Source organism: Paenibacillus paridis, from assembly GCF_006345825.1.
Lineage (GTDB): Bacteria > Bacillota > Bacilli > Paenibacillales > Paenibacillaceae > Pristimantibacillus > Pristimantibacillus paridis.
The window spans coordinates 82,350-104,792 of the sequence record NZ_VCIX01000065.1; the positions used below are offsets into that span (position 1 = coordinate 82,350).

Genomic DNA, 22,443 nt, shown 5'->3' on the forward strand with positions numbered 1-22,443 from the left:
TTACTCTAAGTCAAATGTTTTTTATATTTAGGGGAGATGCTTAAAACTAATATAAATTCGGGGGGGCGTGTATGTATACAATCAGCGATGTAGCCAAACTATTAGGGATAACTGCACATACACTGCGATATTATGAAAAGGAAAAGATTATTGCTCCGATACGTAATGCAAATGGAGAAAGAATATATGACGACTCTAACCTCGCTTGGCTGCGATTTGTAATGAGGCTGAAACAAACCCAAATGCCAATTGTACAAATTAGAGAATACGCGCAGTTATATTTACAAGGCGACCATACGGCTCAAGCCCGCTTGAACCTTCTCGAAGAGCATAGAAACTCTGTTCAGAATCAAATTAACAACTTAACAGCCACAGAGAAGATACTTGGAGACAAAATTGCAGCCTACAAAAATTCTATTGCTAAAGGGACAGGCATTGGATAAGCAGGCGACGACAACAGATGGATAGTCGAAGTCTTTTCTTGGGTCGGCTAAAAATATAACCATGACAAAGACTGTCACTATTAGCGATTAAAATGGATTTGAGGGAGATGAAAACATGTATTGTACAGTTGAAGATTTGATCATTGAATGGAAGCGCGAAGCCGTATTGACCGAAAAAATATTAGAAAGCTTGACCGATGAAGCGCTTTTGCAGCAGGTTTATCCCGAAGGACGCACATTGGGAAGAATCGCATGGCATTTCGTCACGAACATCCCGGATTATTTAACGGAATTCGGAGTCCCGATAGCCAAAGTGCCAAATTCGAACGTAGTGCCATCCGCAAAGGAAATTACAGAGGTTTTTAAAACGGTAAGCTCTCAGGCAACGAATGCTCTTCAAGAGCGATGGACGGATGATATGCTAAAACATACCCAAAATGCGTTCGGAAGAACGGAGTCCAACGCGACGATCTTTATGGGGTTGATCAAGCACATCGTTCACCATCGGGGTCAGGTTACGGTACTGATGCGCCAAGCCGGGTTATCCATACCTGCCGTATACGGCCCTTCCAAGGAGGGGTGGGCGCAGATAGGAATAACGCCACCGCTTTGACTTTTGCTCAATAGAGGATACGGTGAACATTATTATATATAACGGCATGTATTTTTGGATATAATGGAGGAAAGGAGCGATGGAAATGTCCTACATTGTTGATTTTAAAAATGTATCTACGGTTGGTTTAGAGTCTTCACCTGTAGTAGAAGCGCTAGCCGGTTTACGTGCTAATGAAGCCCGTTACTTTATGAACAAATACAAGCATGAATTTACGGTTGTACAAGCTAGCGAAAGCAAGGAAGCTCTAGTTTATGTGAACCGGATTTTAAAAGAAGAACGTGATATTGAGTTTGCAGCCAAGCCTTTAGAAACGTCACAGTTTCAAGTGGAAAATATAAAATTCACCTATGTCTTTTATGAGGATGGTCTTGCGATCAACGTCATGTATACGGTTGATGACCCTAAGAAGCGGGCCGTTGGTTTTAAGCTTTCTGAGGGGATGGAGATACCAAAGGAGCTGGAAGAGAAGTTTAAGTTCGCTAGGCAGAAGTCTAAACTGGCAGGAACCATTCGAGGTTCATTTTTTGTAATTAAAAAAGAATATTAAAATAAGCATATAGGCAAACAAAAGAAAAAATTAGGGTCATCCTTCTGCGGGATGGCTCTGTTTACTATGGGGATAGACAGAATTTCCAATATTCAGGTAAAAAGTAGGTAGACTCGGGAAAAACGATTGCTATAAAATAAATAATAGATGAAAGATTAACCCAGATTGAGGCTGCAAAAGCCATTTTACCTAGGAGGGATTGTGTTGCAGCAGCTCTTTAACGATCTGATTAAGCAGGATGTAAAGCCGTTTCTAGCCGAGCATGGCTTTGCAAAGAAAAGTTTGAATTTCAGTAAAAAAACGGAAGGCCTCATCTATATTATCAATTTTCAAAAATCCTCCGGCAATTCGGCGGACAATGTGATGTTTTATGTGAACTGCGGCATATATGCGGAAGAGCTGGCACAGATTCAATCAAAAGAAACTTTGACGGCGCCAAAGGAAGTGGAATGTCACTTCAGAGCAAGAATCGAAGAAATAGCCCTAGGCGCTCCGAATCGATTTGCAATTACTTCCGATACAAATGGGGAAGAACTGGGCAGAACGCTGATAAGCGGATTGGAAGATGTTATTCATTTCTATGATGAGATGACTAGTGCCAGATCCATTGTGGATTATTATATTTCCGGTCCATATTTGCATCTGGGCGAAGAGAGCTTTCATTTGCTGCTGCAATCGAATGATATAGCACAAGCGAAACAATATTTAAACGCCTTGCAGGAAAAGCACGGAGCAGAAAACCGATGGGCCATCTTTGAAAATAAGTACAGGGCCATCTTCGACAAATACGGAGTGGACTTTAAAGTAACTTGAGGAGGGCAACTTGTGGGAAGATCATTCGCAAATCTGCATATTAAGTCGGAAAATTTGGAGAAGACCATGGAAGCCTTAAGAGAGCTAAGCGAAGGGCACTCCGAAGTATTAGGCGTATCGAATCACGAGGCTCAGCCGATTCCAATCGTTATGTACGTAAGCAAAAGCAATGAGAATTGGATCAGTGTTCTCCATGAATATTTTGTATGGGGGACCGTGAAAAAGGTTGGCAAAAGGTTATCTGGGATTATTCAGGAGCCGGTAATGACCGCGGGATATATTAATGAGGAAATATTCGAGTTGTCGGTTTTTGAGGATGGCGAAATTAAAGCCGAAAAAATCTTTTGTGAAGAGTGGACGAGGGATGAATATGGGCTCCTAGAAGAGCGTCTTCAGGATGATTACTTGCGAAACATGTTGCAAATTGACGAAGAATATTTCAGCAGGCTCATAAGCATGACGACCCCATTTCAAGCTGTAGATCAGCTGGAGGAACTCCTGAAGCTACCTTTATGGAGTGATTCAGAGTGGATTCCACATGAAGAAAGTTTAAGGGATCAATTTAGGGAATATGAATTTTATTCTAAAAACACAGGCGCCGTATAGAAAAGGCTCGTTGCTTCAGTTTCTGAAGAGTATCGGTGTATAAGAGTGGCTGAGGACGCCGGTTTATAGGGTATAAAGGAGAGGAATTCAATGAGCTATGATTTAATGGCTTTTGAGCCGTCTAAGGCGCCAAAGGATAGGACTGCGTTTATGGGATGGTATGAGCAGCAAGTGCAGTGGTCGGAAGACCATAATTATAATGATTGTTCCTTCTGCTCGGAGGCGCTGCAGCGCTTCTTCGGGGAGCTGTCGGAGCATTTTCCCAATATGAATGTAGAAGATGAGATATTTGAAGCGATGGAGGAGGCCGGGACAGATAATCGGTTGACTGACTACTCGCTCGGCTCCGCCGTCATTTATGCGGCTTTTGCTTATTCGGTTGCGGAGGAAGCCTATACGACCATGCGGAAATTAGCTTTAAAACACCAGGTAGGCTTTTTTAATGTCAGCAGCAATGACGGAGAAATCATTTTTCCTTAAAGCCCCCAAGTTTATCAGGCTAAAGTTTACTTCATCTTAGAGTCTGAGGGTTAAGCCAGCCGATCTCCATTGACCCTAACGTTGTCCAGTATCGTATTTCCCCAAGCGGGAAGCAAGTCGGTTTCTCCTGTAAAGCGGCTTCCAGCGAGCGAGCCGTTATGAAAAGCAGCTCCTTCAAAGCTGCAATCCTCAAACCGGCAATACATAAACATAGCGCCGCGAAAGTTGGATTCGGAAAAACAGCATCGAATGAATAATGCATCGTTTGCTATAGCTTTGCTTAAATTGCTTCCTGTAAAGTCGCAATCCTCGAATCGCTCGCCAATTCGGGCACTATTTAGCTTTGCGCCTCGAAACGAACAGCGACTGAATTCACGGTTCACATATCGGCTATCCAGCTTAACTCCGTTAAAATAGCAATTGGTAAACGCGGAAGTGTTCAGGCTTGAAACATCCACAAATTGTGCATAAGAAAGATCGATACCTTGTATAGTCATATACTGGATCGACGCTGTCAGCACGATGCCCCGAAAATCCTCTAGACCGTCAGCAGTCTGGCCGAATGGGGAGGTTGGGAAGGATCGATCTTTCTTATGCAAGTTTTGTTTGCCCGCAACAGCGGCTAAAGCCTGATTCGCATTAGCGATTTGCTCGTCTTCCCATCTTGCAACGAATTGCTTCTTGCTCAAAATAATAATCCCCCCCTTTTTAGGCTATTTTGCCCTATTGGAGCTCTCCAGTGTGCGCTTAAAAGCCTCTATATTGTCTTTTAAAAAATCAGTATTTTTATATTCACCTTCGGCAATGGTATTCATGATGTCTTTGACAAAATCAGTCAAGCTGGCGGTAGAGGCATGATCGAATCTGTTATCAACGACGATGTTCCAGCTCTTATTGGCTTCTTCTTCTCTGTATTCCTTCACCCAATCCTTATTTGTTGAAACTTTTTTAGCAAAGGTTTGCAAGATGCTATTCCAGTCTTTCCCGTTCAAAATAGCTCCTTGAAGCTTGTCCAGCGTTTCGGGCTCAAATTTACGCATCATATCGCTTAAGCTTATATAGTCTTCAGGAGCGCCAATAGGCTTTTGCGGCGGCGTTTCGTAATGAACTGCTTTTGTATCCGGGTCTACGGTTCTTGTTTTGGAGATGGCTCCAATCTGTCGAATCGTATCCAGAAATTGTTCCGCATCATTCTCTTTCATGTAGTTGTCTGCAAGGTACTGAGCTTGAGTAAGCCCCAATTCTAATAATGCTGCCCGTTCTTCTTCACCGGATACGTCGTTAATAAAGTTGGACTGAATGATGCCGTACACAGCCTCCTTCACCTCAGAGGGCTGATCTGCGAGAAGACGGTTTAGCGAATCGTTAATTTGGACGGTTCCAAAATAGGCAGCCGAATGATTTACAATGTCGGAAGCCGCCAATTGCCTGGCAGCGGGACTGATCTTTAAAGTATCGGCATCATGCGACAGTTCAGGCACGGTACCCGTGACTAAAGCAGGCTTATCGTTATGCTGCTTGGGACTTATGTATAGATTTAAGTCATGCGTGGTCGAACCATAAATTTTCAAAATGAGTCCACCTCTACCCGTTTGTTTATTTTAGCTTCACACATCTATTTATTATATCGAATACTTTTCCCATATTTTTAATATTAATGGACAAAAAAGTAATCGAAGGAACAACAATAGGAAAGGCGAGGGAATATTCCCCTCGCCTGTTAGATTCTATGCTCAAGTATCGTGTGTTCCTACATTGCAGGTCTAGCGCTACCTGATTTACTCTGGTGTCCCTTGCGTAACCCCGTGAATATAAGTGAGCCAAGGGGTATCGAGCGCTCCTTGTCCCGGATTGTAGGTGAAGAAGTATTCTACGGTATCCCCAGATTGCAGGTTGTTTACAGCGTAGGTATAGTTACCGTTCCCTGCCGAAGTCATCGCTACGTTTTGCTGTGCGCCGTTATTTATTTTGTAGTGTAAATCGGCAAAGGTTGCGCCATTTACGTAAAATGTCAAGTTATTGCCCGCTTTTTTCAGGCCCCGCACGGCATCGCCAATGACGATAACCGTTGATGGCGCGGGTACAACCGTGACGGTAGAACTGGCTGTTTTGTTGCCGTCAGCCGTTGTTGCCGTAACCGTTGCCGTGCCGGGAGCAAGCCCTGTCACGACACCGTTCTGATTCACGGAAGCGATGCTGGCGTTCGAGACGCTCCAAGTGACTTGTTTATTCGTAGCATTTGAAGGGGCAACATTGGCGTTTAACTGCACATTCTGCCCTACTTGCAGTTGTGCAGCGCTTTGATTTAAGGTCACGCCGGTAACAGGAACGTTCGTAGGATTCTGGCCGCCGTTTTCTTTGTACACCCGTACATAATCTACCAGCATGGTTGCAGGGATATCAGCAGGACTCGGAGCTAGGCCTCCATCAAAGTGCCCGCCGATCGCCAGATTCATAATGAGGTAGAAAGGCTGATCGAAAGGAGCATTCGGATTGTTTGGTGCGGCTACGGAATACCATTGGTCTCTGGAAACTTTAAAGAAGAACTCGCCATCCACGTACCATTTGATGTTATCCTCTTCCCAAATCATCGTATACACATGATAATCATTGGCAAAGGTTTGCCCTTCCGAGAAATGATATTCTCCGGCAATATATCGATTCACTGGCCATTGTCCGCCAAAGTGCACGGCGCCGCTAGTTGTGCCTGGCAAGCGTCCTTTGGCTTCCATAATATCAATTTCACCGGATGCTGCCCATGCGCCATAAGCCGAATCTTCTGGAAGCATCCAGAGCGCTGGCCAGACGCCATTACCTGTTGGCAGCTTGGCGCGAATATCCACTCTTCCGTACTGGAAGGACAAATGGTCTTTGGTATTTATTTTTCCTGAGGAGTATTGAGCATACCGGCTTGGATCCTGTGGGAACGATTTCGGATCGTTCAACGCCCGAATATTCAACTTTCCGTCTTGTACAAATACATTTTGTGTACTAGTGGTATAGTGCTCCAGCTCCGCATTGCCCCAGCCCCAGCTGTTGGGATCGTTACCAATATAATAGCCGGTTTCATAGTTCCATTTGTTCGTATCGAGCGCTGTACCGTTAAATTCATCTTGCCAGATCAGATTCATGCCGGCAATGGCTGGATCGCTTGGCGTACCAATTGCCACATCGTCATGATCGGATACATCCGGACGGGGAGCATCCGGGTTGCCGATAAAGGTATAGTTCACGAAATTGCTGCCCACACTTCCGCCTGCCTGCCCATTCAATGGGTAGCCGATCCGAATTTGCATATTCACCTGAACGGGCTGGAACCAAAGGCCATAGATATAGTCGGCCCAATATCCCCACTGATTGGCATCGGACATGGTATTGTAACCATTGCCCGAGTATGAAAATCCGCTCTGGCTGGAATTCGCCATGTCTACCCATTGCCCGTTGATGTTAATTTGGTAGACGAACTTTCCAAGCTCGGTGCCTATGGGTGCTCCTCCATCAATTTTAGGCAACGGTATGCCAATGACGCCTTTCGCGTCTGCTGTAAAGGTTGTTCCGTCATAAGGAGTAAGGACGAATGAGTTTCTTACGGGTTGATTAAAGGTTATGGTATAAACGACGTTAGCTGACGAGGTCTTCGATTCAAGCTTAACGTTGATCGACTCCGTTACGGTAAACCAGAAGCCGCCGCCTCCTTCGGTGAATTGGCCGAAGTTGCTATCATAAATCCAGCCGCTAGCTGCATTATTGTTAATATCAATCCAAGTGCTGCTGTTTACGGGTTTTACAGACACCTTCAAATCATCCGCTACGGCTTCATAAATAATAGCCGGATTATTGTTAAAGGTAGGATAGGTAAAACCTACGCCGCCTGTGAAGCCTGCGGTAAGCTGCGGCCCTTGCGTGGGTGCCATAGCAGTGATCGTTGTTTTGTTTATGTTTTGAAATACAAGCGTGTAGTTGAGCGTAGCGCTATTAGCCTTGGAGAATAGTTGAATTTCCGTTGTTGCGGAGAGAGTAAACCAATAGCCGTAAGTGCCGCTATCGCTCCAGTGCCCCCAGTTTTGGTTATAGACAAAGCCGCTGGCACTGTCAATATTGACCCAGTTGCCCCCCACTTTCACATTTACGCCTACGTCATCGGATACATCGTTCCAGGTAGCTGCGCCTCCGTTGAATACAGGCATGACAAAACCATAACTCGCTTGCCCGACCCCTGATTTTGAGATGACTGGTCCGTCTGCTGCGGAGAAGTAAGCCATAGAGGTAACGGTGGTGCCTGCTGCCTCGACGGTTTGAGTTTTTGAAAATGGCAATAGACCGACGCTCGCCATCATCGCTACCGCCAAGAACAAGCTCAGGACCTTTTGCTTAAACCGTTGCTCCGAATTGTGAACACTTTTCATTATTGTCCTCCTTCAATAAAATGGTTTCCCCCAAGCCTATACGTCAAAGAGTAGTCCAAAACGGATAGGTCTCTTGTGAAGCCCGAAGCGGGTTGGCTCGGACCAGCGGGCCTTCTAATTGTGGGTGTTTGGTTCGGTGTGAGTTTGAAGGAAACCGCTTACATTGGAGTGTACCTTTATTCTATCGAATAGAATAAACAGCTGAAAAGGTCCATTTGTTTTTGTTCTGACCCAATTTTTTGGCTTTTGAATATAATGGCTTGTTCAAGCCGACTAATTTCCGAATTTACAGCGCGGTGTTCTGGAATTTCCCTTCCCTTTCAAGCTTTCGCCGCATGAGCTGGCGGTACTCCGTGGGCTGCATATCCATGACATCCCGAAATGCCCGTGTAAAGCTCTTGTAGCTTTCATACCCCACCATAGTGGCTACCTCGACGATTTTATGATCGGTTTCGGCCAGCAACCGGCGAGCTTTATCCAGACGCACATCACGTAAATATTCTGCGAAGCCTTTGCCGATATTCTTTTTGAACAGGTTTGAAAAATAGGCATAATTCAGCGATACATGGTTGGATACCATCGCAAGGTCCAGCGGCTTATGGTAACATTCGTGTATAAAACGGATGGCTTCGTTTAAGTCCTGCGTTTTGCGGTAGCTGCATTTATAGTCATAGTAAAACTGGTTCAGCCTCAGCAGCTGTTGCTGGAGCGCCTGAATATAATCACGAATGCCCGGATAGTCGAATAGATTTCGCAAGCATTCGATATCAAGCGCCTCTTCGCCCATGTAAGGGCGGATGACCCGCTCATATTCCTCCAGCATTTGCACCGTCGCTCCGCATAGCTGCTGCGTGTACCTTATGTGATAGCGCTGCAATGTGTTTTTGTGGAATAGCGCAGATATGCCTTGGGCGATTTTGCCGCTGTTTTTGGTGCCGATCAATTGAAATAATGCATAGAGCTCCTCATAAGGAATTTCCCATTGCTGTTCCAGACGCTCAATTTGCATGGGCAGGATACAGCGCTTATCCGGAAAAAGGTAGCTATGGCGATATAGCTCCAATGTTTGTGTGTAGCTGCTGGGCAGCCCCTTTAGACCATACTGTGGACCGGTCATAGCTGCTGTGGCATCGATCTGGCTTGCCTTGAGTGCAGCAGGCAGCGCATTCGTATCTATGGCCGCATCAACTGCAAGAATTAGGTATGGCCGGTGCTGTAGGCATAGATATCCCTGACTGCCATATACACGGTAAGCAATGGATTCGATGCTATGGGCACTGTCTGCCCCAGGCTGGTTTATCCATAGTTCTTCCCGAAGCAGGACCAGCCGATAATTGTGCCAAAGTTTTGGGTTTTGCTGCTGAATTTGGTGAATCCATGCCTCATCGTTTACCGCGCCTTGCATAAACATGCAAAGCTCCTTGCGGTCGGTCTCCTCGGCGCGGCGGGACATATGCTCCATATTGCGGGAGAGCGCCTGACGCGCCTTGATCTCCTGTCCAACATGCTCAACCGCGGTTTGCAGGTCCTCCCGTTTTACCGGCTTGAGCAGGTAGCCTTTTGCACCCAATCCAATGGCTTTTTGGGCATAGGCAAAGTCACTATAACCGCTGATTATCAGATAATCCACTTTAATCTGCTCTTCTTTGGTTTGGGCCATAAGCGCCAGCCCGTCCATATCCGGCATCATAATATCGGTAATGACCAGTTGAATGTTTTGCTGACGTAATAGGTGCAATGCCTCAATGCCGTTCGCCGCACAGTAAATGGTATCAAGCTGCAGTGGAAATTGGCGCAGCATGGCCTGCAGGCCATCGCGTATGTGCTTTTGATCATCGACAATCAAAATATTGATCATGCCCTACCATCCTCCCAGATTCACATTTTCCCAAGGCAAGCGTAAGGTTACACAGGTATAGGCGCCCTGCACGCTGTCAATCGAAAGACCGCAGCCTTTGCCATAATGAAGCTGTAAGCGCTTGTGCACGTTTTCGAGGCCCAGCCCGTTTTTGCTGGTCACGATTGGCGTATCTGAATCGCCGCTCAGCACAGACTGCAAGCTAGCCAGCATTTCCGGGTCAACGCCTGCACCGTCATCTCGTATTTCAATGAGCAGCAGGCTGTCATTTTCCACTCGTACGGTCATTTGAATGTGTACGCTGCCGCCCAAAGGCGCAGCATGATGAACCGCGTTTTCAACGATGGGCTGCATGCACATTTTGGGAATGGCATAGCGAAGGACCTCCTGCGGGAGATCCGCCGTCAATACAATGCTGCCGCCTTCCATGAAGTTGATGAATTTAATATAGCTTTCGATATTGGCAAGTTCCTCGCTGAGGGCAACGGTATCGCTGCGCCATTGCATGCTGTAGCGCAGCTGCGAGCCTAACGATACGAGCGCATCGGCGATTGCGGGCTGGCGCTGAACCTCTGCCAGCATGCGGATGGATTCCAGCGCGTTATACAAGAAGTGAGAATTAATCTGCGAATGGAGCGAATGCAGCTGGGCGTTTTTGGCAATGAGCTGCTTATCCACCACCTGCGTCATTAGACGTTTGATTTCATCCAGCATTTTGTTGTAGCTCACGGCTACCTCATCTATTTCGTCGCCAGCGTCGTGTTCATCAAGGCCAATGTCAATCTTTGCATCCAATTGGCCTTTCCGCACCTGACGCATGGAAGATAGCACGCTATCCAATCGGCGAAAAATACGCCGGGTCGTATGCGATACGAGCAGCATAATTAGCAGCAGCACACAAAAAGCAATGACGACTACAGACGCATACCAGCTGCGCGGGCCCTTCATCAGCGCCTGATGGGAGGCAATATCCACCACATAAGCGTTAAGCGGGGCGATGTAACGGTATAGCGCGTAGTAAGTTTGATCGCCAACATGGACCTTAATAGGGCTATTCTGCTGCAGCTTATCCAGCTGCTGGTGAATGCTGCCCAGAATATCGTTCAGTCCCTCCCCCGCGTTCTGAGAAAAGACATGCTGCGGATTGTATACATGCTTTGCAGGGTTCGTTCCGTCCATAATAACCGAAAAGAAATCCCCTCCGCTCTCCTCCAGCAGGTCGCTGAAAAACACGCTGTGCTCGGCGCGAATTTCCATGACGGTAGGAAACTTGTTCTGCTGGCCTTGCAGGCGTACCAGCCGATAATAGGCGAGCGTATGCTCACCATCCTTAAAAGCAAACAAGCGGTATGCCGCACCGCCTTCGTCCCGAAGAGTCTCCCAGTAATCCTGCGGCCAAAACTTGTCGTAATGGTAAATCTCGGGCCAAATTTCAAACAGGTTCGGGTTATCGACATAAAAGCTGAGCTCACTGATTATCTCATGGCTTTCAATGATATTATGCATCTGCTCAAATTGATTTTGTTTAAATTTCACGAGACGGAGGCCATCCCCGCGCATATTGGAGTGGATAAAATCGACAAATGCTTTTTGGGTAAGTGCAGTGGAGGAAGCGTTTTCAAACATCTCCATTCTGCTGCGCAGCTGTTCGTTCAGCCGTGCGACATGGCTGCTGCCGGTAGCCATAGCATCCTTGTATAGCTGGGTCTCCTGCGTACGGATAAATAGAAAGGATACCAAAATGGCTGGGATCGCAATGACTAGGCTAAAGGCCAGAAACAGCTTTTGGGATATGCGGGCATTACGGTAAAGCTTTCTCATTTTCGTCAGCAAATACTTCAAATCAATGCCCTCCCTACCTCCGTAATATACCATATATTACAAACCGGCTGGTAGGTAACTAGGCGTGAATGGCAAAGTTGCATGCAAAGCCGGAAATACCGGCCACCATTACGGCAGCCGGCAGCAAATACAGTATAGGTATAATTACTCCGCCATTTTAGCTTTTCGTACATCCAATTCGGCTTGGCGATATTCCATTACCTTGTCAAAACCGTAATTTACGCGGCGGGCAAGAAAATTATCGAAGATTTTATCGAAGGCGGACTCATCCTTAGCGGTAATTAGCTCAGGCAGCACTTCCTCCCAGTTTTGGGAAATTCGTGCCCAGGATACCGCTACTTCTGAGTCGCCAAGTGGATCTAGGCCTTTGTAAATGCCGCTATCAATATCGGCCTGGCCATTGGCGAAATCCTCCATTTGCTTAATGACAGGAGCTTTCTCTGGTCTCCACTGGTTGATAATAACAGGGTTTCGCATCATCCAGTAGGTATCCATAATGCCATATTCTTTTTCCAGCTTTTCGATATCGGTTTCAAGCAATTTTGCCATATCAGCCTTCAGCTGAGGCTTGCCGCTCACCGTTTCCCACGTCTCGCCTTCCTTGCCAAGGAATAAATCCCTTTGCCCTTCTTCGCTGGCCAGATAGGTCAGAAAGCGGATCGCTCGTTCAGGGTTTTTCGTCGATTTGCTGATCATCGTGACCATCCAGCCATCCATGTTGCCAGGGAACAGCTTAGCGGAATCACCTTTGCTGTTCTGTGGCCCATCAACTGCAATATAGTATGAATCCGGGTTCCCGCTCGCGGCCAGCATTGGATTGACAGCCGTCATTCCCGTCCACTCGCGAATCATCATGAAATAGCGGGCATTGTTCGTTTTTTCCTCTACTTGCGTATCGGAGTCCACCAGGAAATCTACATTAATCAGCCCGCGCTCGTAAGCCGTGCGGAAGGTTTTCAGCCAAGCGAGGTAATCCGGATCGGTAATTCTGTCGTACACTTTGCCATCCTTTTCATGAGGAACGGCGAGCAGATTTTGCAGGTATTCACTCATCCCATAAGGAACATTCCCCTGTGCAAAGAAGGGGCTAATCGGTTGGCCTTTATACTCGGGATACTTATCCTTCAGCAGCTGCAGGGCACTCAGAAAACCCTCCGGCGTGCTTAAATCTGGCTTGCCCATCTCCTCGTACAGATCTTTTCTTACCAAAAAGGTTTGGTTGGCGGCTGTCATGCCGGTTTCATGCATCAGATTAGGGCTGTAGGAATCATTCGGAACGCCATACGTATTGCCATTTTCTTGACGATACCACTTCAATGTGCCGTCGCCCGCCACCTTGAAGAAGTAGGGATCATACTGCTCTGCCAATTCGTTTAAGGCATACACATGGTCGCCTTCCCATAGTTTTTTGACAGCGTTTTCCCAAGACCCCATAGAAATTAAGTCGGGCAGTTTACCGGAGGTCATCATTAGAGTAATATGCTCGTTGGCTTCGCCGGAAGGCACTTCCAGTTTGACGTTGACGCCAGTTTTTTCAGTTACATATTTGGAAGTCAGGCTTTCTCCCCAGCTGTGGCCATACCAGGATGCGCCTACGAACCAAGATAGCTCGACCGGGCTAGTATCCAGCTGCCAAGCAGGCTGTTCGGAATTCGGCGTTGTTTCGGTTTGCGGCTGCTGCGTACTTTCCGCAGGCGGCGAGGACGGCTTATTTTCGTTATTCTCCGTTTTGGTACACGCGGCTAGGCCTAGCGTCAGGATCACGGCTAGAACGATTACCATGCTTAGCTTAATGAGGTTGTGCTTCATAACATGAACACCCTTTCTTTACTGTTTTTTTATAGGTCCCATGCGCCTCGCTAAGCGTTGGCTTAGAGAAACGCACAGCACTTACCCTTTAATCGCGCCAATCATTACTCCTTTGACCAGATAGCGCTGAATAAAGGGATAGAACACGAGAATAGGCAGCGTGGCTACCATCATTGATGCAAATTTAATGGAATTGCCGGGCAGTCTTGCACCAAATTGGGCCATGGCTTGCTGCTGCATGAAGGACATCGAGTTTTCCGCAATGATCTTGTACAGCATGGTTTGCATGGGCAGCTGGTCCTGTGAGCGAATATAGATCACGCCCTGGTAATAATCATTCCAGTGATAGACCGCGGAAAAAAGCGATATAGTAGCCAGTACGGCCATGCTGTTGGGCAATACGATTCTAAATAGAACGCCATAATCCGAGGCTCCGTCCACTTTCGCGGATTCCTCTAAGCTGTCGGGAATGGTGCGGAAGAAGCTCATGAAAATGACCATATTGAAAAAAGTGTACATGGCCGGAATGATGAATACCCAAAAGTTATCGTAAAGGCCAAGCTTTGTCATCAGGATAAAGGAAGGGATCAAGCCGCCTGAGAACAGCATCGTAATCAAGGCGATTTTGAGATAAATCTTGCGGCCGATTAAATTGGATTTGCTCATCCCGTAAGCTACAATGGCGGTAAATAACACATGTGCCACCGTTCCGATCACCGTGCGCAGCGTAGTAATGTAGAAGCCGTGCATCAGGCTTTTATCATTGAATACCACACTGTAGCTGGCTAGTGAAAATTCCTTTGGAAACCAATTTACCGTGCCCAGCATGGCCTGCTGCGGCGCATTAAGCGAATTTATAAATACAAACCACATGGGGTATAGCGTCAGAAAGCAAACCGCCAGCATAAGCAGCGCATTGAATACCTCAAATACGCCAATTCGCCGAAATTTTCTGCGTCTTTCCATAGATCGGTCCTCCCTTTCTTAAAAGATGCTGTCGCCAGTTAATTTCTTGGATGTGTAATTGGCCAAAAATAAGAGTCCCAGCGCCACGATGGAGCGAACGAACAAAACGGCCGTTGAGAAGGAATGGCGCCCCGAGACCAAGCCCATGTTATAGATATACAAATCGAGGCTTTCCGCCATCTTCATGTTCATGTTGTTCTTCAGCATAAAGATTTGTTCAAAGTTGCTGCCAAGTATTCCGCTGACGGCAAGGATGAACAAAATGGCGATGGTGGGACGTATGCTCTGAATGGTAATATGCCACATCCGCTGCCAGCGGTTAGCGCCATCGAGCTCGGCTGCCTCGTATAGACCCGGATCAATACCAGCGATTGCAGCGATGTAGATGATGGCACTCCAGCCGGTTTCCTTCAACGTATCGGAGAAATAGGTAATCCACCAAAAATATTTAGCGTCACTATTAAACAGAATTTCGCGATCCTGCAGTCCGAGCGCCATCATCAGCTGGTTGATTACACCGCCCTCGCCCAGCCAATTGAGCATAATGCCGCCAAAGATGGTCCAGGCAATAAAGTGCGGCAGGTACGAGATGGTCTGTACCGTTCGCTTAAAACGGATCGTCCGTATTTCATTCAGCATCAGGGCGAAAAAAATGGGAATGGGAAAGCCTAAAAGCAGCTTGATGCTGCTCATCCCTAGAGTATTGCGGATCGAGCGCCAAAAACGGTCATCCGTAATGAAATCCTGAAAGTGTTTCAGCCCCACAAAGGGCGATTGCAGCACGGGCTTGGCAATACTGAAGTCCATAAATGCAATAATTAGCCAAAACATCGGAATATAACAAAAGATGAACATCCATATAATGCCTGGTATTACCATGCTTTGCAATTGCCACTGTCTAAAAAACGTCTTTATTTGTCCTGTCCTGTATGGAAACATGTTCTGCGCCCCCTTCCTCTTCATCGTATGAAAATAGGCCTAGGAAAAAAAGGCCATGATTTTTGACCCTATCCCATTTTTTTGGATTTGTTTGACTGGCCGTCAAAATTAAGTATGCTGTGAATAGATGAAGGGAGTGTGCAAGGGATGAGCAAGCTATTATGGGAGCAGGATTTTTTAAATGGCCATACCGGTTTGAGCGCATGGAATATTCGCCTTGGCAATGATTTGCTTGATAACGAGGGCAACCCCATAGACCCGGGCTGGGGCAACGGAGAACAGCAGTTTTATACCGGACATGCTAACAATCTATATATCAATGAATTTGGGCTAAACCTATGCGCACGATGTGAATCCATTGAACAAGACGGTCGGACGTTTGCGTACACCTCAGCACGTATAGATACGAAAGATCATCTCTCCTTTTGCTACGGAAAGCTTGTCGTTCGCGCTAAGCTGCCGGTAGGACAAGGGCTATGGCCGGCCATTTGGCTGCTCCCGCAGCATCAGGCCTACGGGCCTTGGCCTGCCTCTGGCGAGATTGACATTATGGAAGCGAAAGGCCGTTTGCCAAGGCAAGTATCCGGGACGCTGCACTACGGGAAGGATTGGGACCATAAGGTGATCGATGAGTTTTCCTATCAGCTTGAACACGGAACCATTAACGAGTTTCGTGATTATTCGCTGGAATGGAATGCTAGCTCTATAAGGTGGCTAGTAGACGGGCATTGCTTTGCCGAGCGTCCTATGGAGCCGGGCATTATGCCGTTTGATGAGCCTTTTTATTTGGTGCTTAACCTCGCCGTGGGCGGCTGGTATGATAATGTGGAAGTAGATGAAACAGCGCTGCCAGCGGTTATGACGGTTTCAGGCATAAGGCTCTACGAAGGTTGAAAAGTAGCTGTTTGGAGTCATCCTGGGGGAAAGTAAGAAAGAAGTAGAATAAGCAGAAATACATCTGCGAAATAGGGCATACCCGTATTGGGAATGCTCTATTTCCGCTTTTTTTTTAGTTTTTAAATATGACAATTGAAGGATATTGAGACAACATTGGAATAGGAATTTTCTAGTATTAATTCTGACAAAACATAGTATAATAGTATGATATATTCAGATAAGCTAACGGAAGGCAGGTATTAAGTCTCATTCAATTTTTGTTGGTAGACTTGACCATACCATTTGAGGAGGTGACGGGATAGATGAACCTTGAAAACATTGAAGCCTTTGTATATGTGGTGCATTTCAATAGCTTTCGCAAGGCAGCGGATGCGCTGTTTTTGACGCAACCGTCTATATCATCAAGAATTCGGACGCTGGAGAAGGAGCTTGGCGTCGAGCTGCTTGTTAGGGAAGGGAAACGTTTCTCATTGACTCAGAAAGGGGAAATATTTCTGCCCCATGCCCAGCAGACGCTCAAGTCCTTCAAAAAAGCGGAGCAGCTAATGTCTGGCAAGGCAGCGGAGGTGAAGACGCTGCGGCTTGGCTGCACCGAGACCATTTCCCATTATGTAGTACCGCTTGTCATGCCAAAGCTTAAGGAACGCTTTCCAAATTTTCAAATTCGCATTATTACGGACAACAGTGATTCTATTATAGAGAGGGTATTGAACAAGGAGATTGATCTTGGCTTTGTGCGGAGCGTATCCCATCCCGCTTTGGAGTCGGTAAGGTTTATTGAGGATCCTATTAAATTATGTGTTTATCAGGGGCACTCTTTTTTGAATGAGCCACCTTTATCTATTAAAGCGCTGGAATCGGAGCCACTCGTCTTTTATGAATGCGGTTCACTCAATTGGACCAAAATCCATCGTTTATTCGAAACGTTAACCGAGCCGCCAAAAATTGATTATCATATTGATAATATGGAAACAGCAAAAAAGCTTGTACTGGAGCGTCAGGGCGTTAGTTTTTTGCCAATGCTGTGCATTAGACGGGAGATAAAGGACGGCCTGCTCATACCGGTCACGATTCCTTCATTATCCGAGTTATCGCTAGTAACCAATCTTATTATGGTAAAGGGCGGGGATCCTTCCATTTTTGAGGCAGTTCTAGAGATTAATAAAGAGTTAAAGTTGATAGAACGCTTCTATTGATCGGCTTTAAATGCTTATTGGACGTACTCTATTAAGGCTGATAATGTTAGGAGCATATTGTATCCTTTTCCATGGAAGTCGCTGCCGTATCGATCAATGGGCTGCGGGGATAAGCGAATAAGCATGGAGTGGCGTCGGGTAACAAATTGTTTTTTTATAAATCCGACTATATGCATAGGGATATATGGATATTTAATAGGAGGATGATTATGTATCAACAAACAAAATTGCGACCAGCTTTCAAGATCGGAAGCTTTAAGCTGGCGGTGCTCGCCGGTATCATCGCGCTGCTTCTTTCCCTAACTGCTCCAGCGCCCTACACGTCAGCACAAGCATCAAAGACAACGCTCGATCTTTCCAAGGGAAGCATCAAGATTGGCAATGGAACCGTCACAGGCAAAACGGCTGGGGGAGTGGCGGCAGGATACAACGAGAGCGGTTATATCATTACAAGCAGCTCCAGCTCTGAAACAGCTAATACGGTTACAATCAGCGGTGGTACAAATGAGATTGAGCTTAAAAACATTAAAGTCAGCACTGGCTATAATGGCGTGTCCCCGATATCGATTGAAAATGCAGGGACAACGGTGAGTTTGACGCTCAGCGGAACAAGCGTGCTCACGTCTGGCAATCCAAAAAAGGCTGCACTTGGCGTAGCTGAAGGGACAAATTTAACAATTGGTACGGTAGACGGAAGCAACAGCCATTCCTTAACGGCTAACGGGTATGGAGGCTATGCGGCGGCGATCGGAGGCAATGAAGCTGCTGCATCCGGCGCGATTTCTATTGATGAAGGTACGATTATTGCAAAATTTGTCCGCAGCGGCAACTACGGTGCAGCAATTGGAGGCGGCCAGGGTGGAGCGGGAGGAACAATCGTCATCAATGGCGGCGCTGTTACTGCCGAATCGTACGGCGGTTATGCCGCTGCTATAGGGGGCGGTTATTCCACAACTGGCTATAACGGCAAAACAACTGAAGTAACGATTAATGGCGGTACTGTCTCGACAAAAATTCCAAATGCTGCGGTGTACGACTCCATTGGCTATGGAAAAGTAGGCTCCGGCTATACATCGGCGGTGCAGGCATCAACATCAGTTGTCATTGATGGAGGCAGTATTGTTAGTCGTAATGATAGCAGCAATATTACTGCCCTTCTGTACAAACGGCAGCCGGTCAATGACGCGGGTCAGCAGTTGTATGCAGCGGGTGTTAAGCTAGAGGACGCGCCGGCAAACGGAACAGCGGTCGATTTACAGTACGAAGGCAGCAGCGTTAAAACGAATACAGTAAACGGTGGGTATGTCTACTTGTTCTTGCCATCAGGCTCCCATGATGTAGCCATTACGCGCGGGGATACTGGGGAGACTTACTACGGGACCGTAAATGCTGGAGAAGGTATTGTCAGCAGTCCATTTATTGCTAGCATTGCTTCACGCACGATTAAGAATGTGCCTGTTCTCTCCGTTGAAAACGGTGACCTTGAGGATAAGGAATTAAACGAAGGCAAAACGAGCGTGCTTTCCATTTCCAACTACAATGAGGTTATCAATTCCGGCGGATATGCATTGCAAGCGGGCACTGATTTTGTTGTCCAGTGGTATAAGGGCTCAACACCAATCTCTGGAGATTCAGATGACGAAGCCAAATTGACCGTTACTCCTCTACAGGGTGATTCATACAAAGCTAAATTCGTAGCGGTTTCCGGGGGTAAGGTAACCGGTTCCTCGTCATTCTCTGCGGGTAAGACATCTCTTGGTCCTAAGGAAGGCGGGATAGCGGTTCCGAGCGTGCCTGCCAAGCTAAGCGTTACTTCCGAGGCGGAGTTCACGAATCAGCCTGACCCAACAGCGGGTGCAATTACGTATACGTTGAAACTAATCTCCGATGACGGACAGAGCACGCCGATTGAGGGTGCTACAGTGCGGTTCTATCAGGACGGCTCAAAAAACTTTTATACGAGAGTAACGGGTACAGGAGAAAAAGCAGGCGTTATCAGCTTCACCTTTAGTGCCCTCTTGCCTGGCGAGCATTCAATTCGCATTGCTTACGACGGCGGAAAGGCAAACGGCGTTTCTTATCAGGGCGCGAGCTACTACAAGAACTTTACCGTTGTGAAGCCGGTAAAGCCGTCTGGCTTTACGACGATCGCAGCAAAGACGGGAACGAATAACGGGAAAATTTTTGGCGTGAATGAATCACAAGAATATATTAAATGGATTCCGACAATCGGGAACGATCAGCAAATTTATTCGGTAACGGGAAATGTGATTGAGAATTTAGAGCCAAGCCTATACAGCATTCGCTATAAAGCGTCCTACAATGGCGACGTGTATACATTGGCGTCAGACTATCGTTATCTTGTGTGGGTTCAAACGGCTCAGTGGACAGTAACGCCAGTCAATTCCGACTCCATCGTGTGGGAGACAGGCGCGGTAGATGTCGTGGCCGGAGGCAGTGCGCAATTTTATGTGCATGCAAAAGAAGGCTATAAAATTCAAGATGGCGATATTCAAGTGAAATACGCTAATTATACCTATGACAGCGAAACGGGACTATTGAGCCTTGATACGATTACGAGCAATATCCGTATTGCCATTAACGCTAGCCCGATCGAATAAAGCGGGACACAATTCAACAAACCAGAGAGGAGCTTGCGCAATGAGAAAGGGAAATTGGTTGCGGTTGGGGCTTGTGGCTGCCATTGTTACTAATTTGTTCACAGCGGTGATCCCGACTGCATCCGCAGATGAGTTGAAGACGACGCTTGATATTTCCAAGGGCGGTATTACAATCGGCGATGGTACCGTTACGGGGAAAACGCCAAGCGGTGCAAATGCTGTTTACAATGCAAACGGCTATATTATTACGGGTTCCTCAACTGCCAACGTAGTGGCAATTAGAGGCGGTGTAGAGCAGCATGTGACGCTGGAGAATGCCTCCATTACTAAAACAACTTCTGCTTATGTGTCTATTCCGACGATTTCGATTGAAGGGAGCGGTACAAAGGTCTATTTGACGCTAAGTGGTACGAATGTCATTTCGTCTTATAACGGCGCTACCCAAAAGGCGCCTATCAGCGTGCCAGAGGGAACCGAGCTCATTATTGATTCAATTGACGGCAAGGACAGCCATTCGTTGACAGCCAGCAGCTATAGCGGCGCGGCTGCGATAGGCGGCAACATTTCGGAGACTGCAGGCAGCATTACAATTAATAGCGGTACGGTAACAGCAAACTTTAGAGCAATCAGCGCAGCCGCTGCAATCGGTGGAGGAAAAGGAGGTGCAGGCGGTAATATTGTCATTAATGGCGGCGTTATAACGGCGGAGTCTTACAACGGTACAGCGGCAGCTATAGGTGGAGGCGATGTATCCTCTTCCTACCCCGGCAAGACGACACGCGTCACGATTAATGGCGGTACGATAACGGCAAAGGTGCCTTCTAATACGTCAAGCTATGCCTATGATGTTATAGGAACAGGTTATGCTTCTACCGCCAACAGGGCTGATAATGTGCAGAAGACGACCGTAATAGTCAACGGCGGAAACCTGTTTACGAACAACATTTCTCTTCTTAATGGCCGGCAGGCGTTGAACAAGGACGGTCAAACGGTGTATGCAACGGCGATCAAGGTCGACACCTCCACCCCTCCTGCCAATGGTACCGCTGTAGCTGTCCATTACGGAGACCAAACATTGAATACGTCCATATTGAGCAGCGGAACGATACACCTGTTTCTGCCTGCCGGTACGTTGCCAGTCGATATTACGTTGAAAACGACAGGAAAAACGTACTATGGAAATGTAACAACAACAACCTCTACGGGAACTTATCCGAACAGTACTGCAACGGTATCCCGTGAATTGAACACTGCCCCGACGATTTCGGTTCAGGCAGATGTGCAAGGAGACGCTCACTTTTATTATGGCACGCCGGTTACCCTTTCAGTTAACAATTTGGGTTCGGTAGTGAACAAAGGCGGATATCCGCTAGTGTACGGTACGGATTATACGGTTGAATGGTTTAAGGGAGCGGGCTCCAATCCGACGGCTATTACGAACAATTCCGAAAATCCGTCCCAGCTCACAATTACGGCAGCGTCTGGTGAGCTATACAGAGCCAAGTTCATTGCTCTTACCTCCGAGGCTTCGAAACTCGAAGCAGGTAATGCGGGCAGTTTATCCGCTTCGCTGACCGCAGAATGGCTGAAGAGGACCGTAAACTTCACAAATGTAAAGGAGACGTATAGCTTTGGGGAGGAAGCGACGTTAGCTGTAGAATTAAGCGCAGGCAACGACAATGTTGTATTCAGCAGCTCAGACGAGAGCATTATTTCTATTGATCCAGTGACTGGAGCATTGAAGGCGCATAAGCTGGGCACAGCAACATTGACTGCTGCTGTAGTGCAAAATGCGACAGCCAAGCAATCATCAGCCATTGCGAGCCATCTCGTAGAGGTTGTTCCTCTTCATCCGCTTGCCCCTATTCATGTTAGTGCATTGCCGGGTGACGGAGAGGCAGAAATCAGCTTTGAGAAACCAGATGCTCGAGACGGCAGTATAAATACAGCCTATACCGTCACGGCGTGGAATGGCGGCGAAGCGGTCAAGACCGCGACAGGATCGTCCAGTCCAATCATGGTAGCGGGATTGGAAAATGGTACGGCTTATACCTTTACGGTAGTTGCAACCAACGCGACTGGTAACTCACCGTCATCCAGTCCGTCTGAAGAGGCAACGCCGGCCAGTGTGCCAAACAAGCCAACAAGTGCAATTGCGACGATTGGAGACGGTCAAGCAGAGATTCGTTTTACAGAGCCATCTGCCAATGGAAGAACCATTAGCGGCTATACAGTTACGGCGTGGAATGGCGGCGTAGCGGTTAAGACGACGGTAGGAACGTCCAGCCCAATCACGGTAACGGGAATTGCAAATGGAACATCCTACACCTTTACGGTAGTTGCGACTAATGCAATTGGAGATTCGTTGGCATCTGATCCGACGGATGGGGTAACACCTGCCACT

General features: G+C 47.1%; 18 protein-coding genes. 10 read left to right on the plus strand and 8 right to left on the minus strand.

Annotation, left to right across the window (positions count from 1 at the left end; all coding sequences use genetic code 11):
* Window positions 1-71 precede the first annotated feature (71 nt).
* The 6 genes from FJQ58_RS02745 to FJQ58_RS02770 all read left to right on the plus strand — a co-directional run bounded on the left by FJQ58_RS02745 (window position 72) and on the right by FJQ58_RS02770 (window position 3,505).
* Entirely contained in the window at window positions 72-443 is a 372-nt protein-coding gene (locus FJQ58_RS02745) for a MerR family transcriptional regulator (protein WP_139990902.1), read from the plus strand.
* 115 nt (window positions 444-558) lie between these two features.
* Complete coding sequence (locus FJQ58_RS02750) at window positions 559-1,056, plus strand: DinB family protein (RefSeq protein WP_139990903.1); 498 nt, start codon at window positions 559-561, stop codon at window positions 1,054-1,056.
* A gap of 85 nt (window positions 1,057-1,141) precedes the next feature.
* The gene (locus tag FJQ58_RS02755) at window positions 1,142-1,606 is read left to right on the plus strand and encodes a phage tail protein (RefSeq protein WP_139990924.1); all 465 of its coding nucleotides are present in this window, start codon (window positions 1,142-1,144) and stop codon (window positions 1,604-1,606) included.
* Window positions 1,607-1,807: 201 nt separating this feature from the next.
* Window positions 1,808-2,419 (plus strand): DUF4304 domain-containing protein, encoded by a 612-nt coding sequence (locus FJQ58_RS02760; RefSeq protein WP_139990904.1) that lies wholly within the window; start codon window positions 1,808-1,810, stop codon window positions 2,417-2,419.
* 12 nt (window positions 2,420-2,431) lie between these two features.
* Window positions 2,432-3,025 (plus strand): hypothetical protein, encoded by a 594-nt coding sequence (locus FJQ58_RS02765; protein WP_139990905.1) that lies wholly within the window; start codon window positions 2,432-2,434, stop codon window positions 3,023-3,025.
* 90 nt (window positions 3,026-3,115) lie between these two features.
* Window positions 3,116-3,505 carry a hypothetical protein gene (locus tag FJQ58_RS02770; protein ID WP_139990906.1) on the plus strand — a complete coding sequence of 130 codons (390 nt, stop codon included), beginning with the start codon at window positions 3,116-3,118 and terminating at the stop codon, window positions 3,503-3,505.
* A 50-nt stretch (window positions 3,506-3,555) separates the two neighbouring features.
* On the opposite strand, the gene FJQ58_RS02775 is transcribed toward FJQ58_RS02770, so the two are convergent.
* The 8 genes from FJQ58_RS02775 to FJQ58_RS02810 form a co-directional block, all read right to left on the minus strand.
* Window positions 3,556-4,194, minus strand: coding sequence for a pentapeptide repeat-containing protein (locus tag FJQ58_RS02775; RefSeq protein WP_139990907.1), 639 nt, complete (start codon window positions 4,192-4,194; stop codon window positions 3,556-3,558).
* A 24-nt stretch (window positions 4,195-4,218) separates the two neighbouring features.
* Window positions 4,219-5,076: a hypothetical protein gene (locus FJQ58_RS02780; protein WP_139990908.1), complete on the minus strand. Its 858-nt coding sequence runs from the start codon at window positions 5,074-5,076 to the stop codon at window positions 4,219-4,221.
* Window positions 5,077-5,283: 207 nt separating this feature from the next.
* Window positions 5,284-7,911 (minus strand): family 16 glycosylhydrolase, encoded by a 2,628-nt coding sequence (locus tag FJQ58_RS02785; protein WP_139990909.1) that lies wholly within the window; start codon window positions 7,909-7,911, stop codon window positions 5,284-5,286.
* Window positions 7,912-8,197: 286 nt separating this feature from the next.
* Window positions 8,198-9,769 carry a response regulator transcription factor gene (locus FJQ58_RS02790; protein ID WP_139990910.1) on the minus strand — a complete coding sequence of 524 codons (1,572 nt, stop codon included), beginning with the start codon at window positions 9,767-9,769 and terminating at the stop codon, window positions 8,198-8,200.
* Window positions 9,770-9,772: 3 nt separating this feature from the next.
* Window positions 9,773-11,611 (minus strand): sensor histidine kinase, encoded by a 1,839-nt coding sequence (locus FJQ58_RS02795; RefSeq protein WP_162341267.1) that lies wholly within the window; start codon window positions 11,609-11,611, stop codon window positions 9,773-9,775.
* A gap of 144 nt (window positions 11,612-11,755) precedes the next feature.
* Complete coding sequence (locus FJQ58_RS02800; RefSeq protein ID WP_139990912.1) at window positions 11,756-13,420, minus strand: extracellular solute-binding protein; 1,665 nt, start codon at window positions 13,418-13,420, stop codon at window positions 11,756-11,758.
* 81 nt (window positions 13,421-13,501) lie between these two features.
* Window positions 13,502-14,386 (minus strand): carbohydrate ABC transporter permease, encoded by an 885-nt coding sequence (locus tag FJQ58_RS02805; protein WP_139990913.1) that lies wholly within the window; start codon window positions 14,384-14,386, stop codon window positions 13,502-13,504.
* Between the two features lie 18 nt (window positions 14,387-14,404).
* Window positions 14,405-15,325, minus strand: coding sequence for an ABC transporter permease (locus FJQ58_RS02810; RefSeq protein WP_139990914.1), 921 nt, complete (start codon window positions 15,323-15,325; stop codon window positions 14,405-14,407).
* Between the two features lie 147 nt (window positions 15,326-15,472).
* On the opposite strand from FJQ58_RS02810, the gene FJQ58_RS02815 reads away from it, so the two are divergent.
* From FJQ58_RS02815 to FJQ58_RS02830, 4 genes are all read left to right on the plus strand, one after another.
* Window positions 15,473-16,219, plus strand: coding sequence for a glycoside hydrolase family 16 protein (locus FJQ58_RS02815; protein WP_139990915.1), 747 nt, complete (start codon window positions 15,473-15,475; stop codon window positions 16,217-16,219).
* A 305-nt stretch (window positions 16,220-16,524) separates the two neighbouring features.
* Complete coding sequence (locus tag FJQ58_RS02820; RefSeq protein WP_139990916.1) at window positions 16,525-17,418, plus strand: LysR family transcriptional regulator; 894 nt, start codon at window positions 16,525-16,527, stop codon at window positions 17,416-17,418.
* Window positions 17,419-17,627: 209 nt separating this feature from the next.
* The gene (locus FJQ58_RS02825) at window positions 17,628-20,039 is read left to right on the plus strand and encodes an autotransporter outer membrane beta-barrel domain-containing protein (RefSeq protein ID WP_139990917.1); all 2,412 of its coding nucleotides are present in this window, start codon (window positions 17,628-17,630) and stop codon (window positions 20,037-20,039) included.
* 40 nt (window positions 20,040-20,079) lie between these two features.
* On the plus strand, window positions 20,080-22,443 hold a 2,364-nt coding region (locus FJQ58_RS02830; protein WP_139990918.1), incomplete at its 3' end, for a fibronectin type III domain-containing protein.

What these genes read in the sequence shown, in the direction of transcription:
- FJQ58_RS02805 (WP_139990913.1), bottom strand. Translation starts at nt 14,386, where the DNA reads ATGGAAAGACGCAGAAAATTTCGGCGAATTGGCGTATTTGAGGTATTC.
- FJQ58_RS02770 (WP_139990906.1), top strand. Translation starts at nt 3,116, where the DNA reads ATGAGCTATGATTTAATGGCTTTTGAGCCGTCTAAGGCGCCAAAGGAT.
- FJQ58_RS02815 (WP_139990915.1), top strand. Translation starts at nt 15,473, where the DNA reads ATGAGCAAGCTATTATGGGAGCAGGATTTTTTAAATGGCCATACCGGT.
- FJQ58_RS02825 (WP_139990917.1), top strand. Translation starts at nt 17,628, where the DNA reads ATGTATCAACAAACAAAATTGCGACCAGCTTTCAAGATCGGAAGCTTT.
- FJQ58_RS02800 (WP_139990912.1), bottom strand. Translation starts at nt 13,420, where the DNA reads ATGAAGCACAACCTCATTAAGCTAAGCATGGTAATCGTTCTAGCCGTG.
- FJQ58_RS02810 (WP_139990914.1), bottom strand. Translation starts at nt 15,325, where the DNA reads ATGTTTCCATACAGGACAGGACAAATAAAGACGTTTTTTAGACAGTGG.
- FJQ58_RS02785 (WP_139990909.1), bottom strand. Translation starts at nt 7,911, where the DNA reads ATGAAAAGTGTTCACAATTCGGAGCAACGGTTTAAGCAAAAGGTCCTG.
- FJQ58_RS02750 (WP_139990903.1), top strand. Translation starts at nt 559, where the DNA reads ATGTATTGTACAGTTGAAGATTTGATCATTGAATGGAAGCGCGAAGCC.
- FJQ58_RS02745 (WP_139990902.1), top strand. Translation starts at nt 72, where the DNA reads ATGTATACAATCAGCGATGTAGCCAAACTATTAGGGATAACTGCACAT.
- FJQ58_RS02755 (WP_139990924.1), top strand. Translation starts at nt 1,142, where the DNA reads ATGTCCTACATTGTTGATTTTAAAAATGTATCTACGGTTGGTTTAGAG.
- FJQ58_RS02790 (WP_139990910.1), bottom strand. Translation starts at nt 9,769, where the DNA reads ATGATCAATATTTTGATTGTCGATGATCAAAAGCACATACGCGATGGC.
- FJQ58_RS02820 (WP_139990916.1), top strand. Translation starts at nt 16,525, where the DNA reads ATGAACCTTGAAAACATTGAAGCCTTTGTATATGTGGTGCATTTCAAT.